We start from the raw sequence: 2,721 nt of genomic DNA on the forward strand, positions 1-2,721 counted from the left end.
CCATGAGCCTGTGCATCGGCCTGCTGATCGACGACGCCATCGTCGTGCGCGAGAACATCGTGCGCCATGTGGCCATGGGCAAGGACCACCGCCAGGCGTCGTTCGACGGCACCAACGAGATCGGCCTGGCCGTCATGGCCACCACCTTCGCCATCTGCGCGGTGTTTGTGCCCGTCGCCTTCATGGGCGGCATCATCGGCAAGTTCTTCTACCCCTTCGGCATCACCGTCGCGGTGGCGGTGCTGGTCAGCCTGTTCGTCAGCTTCACGCTCGATCCGATGCTGTCGTCGGTCTGGCCAGACCCGCCGGGCACGCGCATCAAGCACTGGCCTGTCATCGGTCATCTCATCCGCGCGACCGACTGGAGCATGGACCGCCTGCACGACCTCTATGCCAGGACGATCGACTGGGCCTTCTCCGGCCGTCGCTACCGCGTCTTCGTGCCGCCGATTCCCGCCTATGGCCATCCGTTCAGCGCGGACGGCAAGCGCGACAAGGCCGCGAAGCGCGTGTTCCGCTTCGCGACGCTGACGCCGCGTGGCCTCGTCATGTGGGGTGCCTTCGCCAGCTTCGTCGCCGCACTGGCCCTGGCGCCCATGGTCGGCAGCGAATTCGTGCCCGAGACAGACAACGGCTTCACGCAGGTCAACCTGCGCATGCCGGTGGCCAGCAGCATCGAGCGCGGCAGCGCCAAGGTCGCCCAGATCGAGGAGATCCTCAAGAACTACCCCGAGATCAAGACCGTCTCGACCGTGGTCGGCAGCACCGGCGAAGGCCTGTCCACCGGCCGCAACCAGGCGGCGCTGAATATCACGCTGACCGACCGCAGCGAACGCAAGCGCACGCAAAAGGAGATCGAGGACGCCATCCGCGCCGACATTGCCAAGATCCCCGGCATCGAGGTCAGTGTTGGCTTCAACCGCCCGATCTGGATCACCATCCTGGGCAGCGACCCCGAAGTGCTGACCCAGGCCGCCACCGACCTGGTCGAGAAGATCAAGAAGATCCCCGGCGCCGTCGACGTGGACACGACCGTCAAGCCCGGCCTGCCGGCCTTTGCCGTGCGCCTGAAGGATTCGGCCATCCGCGAACTGGGCCTGACCGCCCCGCAGATCGCCTCCAGCCTGCGTGCCTACGTGAACGGCGAGATCGCCACCTACTGGACGACGCCGGATGGCAACCAGGTCGAGGTGCTGCTGCGCCTGCCGCGCGAACAGCGCGAGCGCATCGAGCAGATGAGCAAGCTGCCGGTGGCCTTCTCCAAGGACGGCGCGCCCATCGCGCTGGACCAGGTCGCGACCATCGAGCCGGTGTTCAACCCCGAGGTGATCCGCCGCGAGAACCTGCAGCGCCGCGAGGCCGTGTTCGCCGGCGTCCAGGGCCGCCCGGGCGGCGACGTGAATGCCGATGTGCAGAAGCTGATCAAGGCCACCCAGCTGCCCCCGGGCACCAGCTTCAAGGTGGACGGCGCCGGCAAGCAGCAGGCCGAGGCCTTCAACGGCCTGCTGGCGGCGATGGCGCTGGCCGGCATCTTCATCTACATCGTGCTGGCCAGCCAGTTCGGCAGCTTCCTGCAGCCCATCGCCATCATGGCTTCACTGCCGCTCGCCCTCATCGGCGTGATGCTGGCCCTGCTGCTGTGGCGCTCGACGCTGAATGTGTTCTCGATGATCGGCCTGGTGATGCTGATGGGCCTGGTGACGAAGAACGCGATTCTTCTCGTCGACTTCGCCAACCACGCACGCAAGGCCGGTGCGACGGTGGCCGAGGCGCTGCGTGAAGCTGGCCTGATCCGCATGCGCCCCATCATCATGACGACGGCCGCCATGGTCTTCGGCATGCTGCCGATGGCCATCGCGCTGAACGATGGCGGCGAAATCCAGGCGCCCATGGGCCGCGCCATCATCGGCGGTGTCATCACCTCTACGCTGCTGACGCTGGTGGTGGTGCCGGTGCTGTACAGCTATCTGGTGCGGGAGAAGAAGCCCGCCACGAAGAAGGCAGAGCAGGGCGGTGCCTCGTCGATGCCGCTGCACGGCATGCCCGGCGCGATGCCGGCGGACAAGGATTAAGCAAGAGATCCCTCGAGCGCTTCTGCGCTGGGGCCGGTCACKTCAAGTGGTCGGCCCTTTTTGCTTGTGCGAATTACAATCACGCCGATAGTAAGGAGTTGCCATGTCCGAATCCACCGTCACTGCCAAGGGCCAGACCACCATGCCCGCAGAAATCCGGGCGCTCGTGGATGCCAAGCCTGGTACGCGCCTGGTGTGGTCGGCCATGCCCGATGGCACCCTGATCGTGCGGGTCAAGAGCAAGTCCATCCTCGACATGGCCGGCATGCTCAAGGCCCCCAAGGGCAAGCGCATCGGCATCGATGAAATGAACCCCTGGCGCTGAGGCATGCCCGCGCTCGATACCAACGTCCTGGTGCGCTACCTCGTGCAGGACGACGCCGCGCAGGCTGCGGCGGTGCGCCAGCTGATGGCGCGGCTGACGGGTGAAGGCGCCACGCTCTTCGTGCCCGTCACCGTCGTGCTGGAGCTCGAATGGGTGCTGCGCAAGAGCTATGGCTTCGACAAGGACAGCGTGCTGCACGCCCTGTCATCGCTGTTCTCGGCGGCCGAGCTGAGCATCGAATCGGAGCGTGCGCTGGAGGTGGCGCTGCAGCTTTTCCGCCAAGGCCCGGCGGACTTCGCCGACTGCCTGCACATCGCGCTGGCC

General features: G+C 66.2%; 3 protein-coding genes. All 3 read left to right on the plus strand.

The genetic code is table 11. From position 1 onward, the window contains the following. Positions 1-2,072: efflux RND transporter permease subunit (locus tag ACXJKR_RS29180; RefSeq protein WP_457325827.1), on the plus strand; the 2,072-nt coding region annotated here is incomplete at its 5' end. Positions 2,073-2,175: 103 nt separating this feature from the next. Next, positions 2,176-2,397 (plus strand): AbrB/MazE/SpoVT family DNA-binding domain-containing protein, encoded by a 222-nt coding sequence (locus ACXJKR_RS29185; protein WP_056196972.1) that lies wholly within the window; start codon positions 2,176-2,178, stop codon positions 2,395-2,397. Between the two features lie 3 nt (positions 2,398-2,400). After that, positions 2,401-2,721: PIN domain-containing protein (locus ACXJKR_RS29190; protein WP_457325828.1), on the plus strand; the 321-nt coding region annotated here is incomplete at its 3' end.

This window comes from Roseateles sp. P5_E11 (assembly GCF_054049355.1).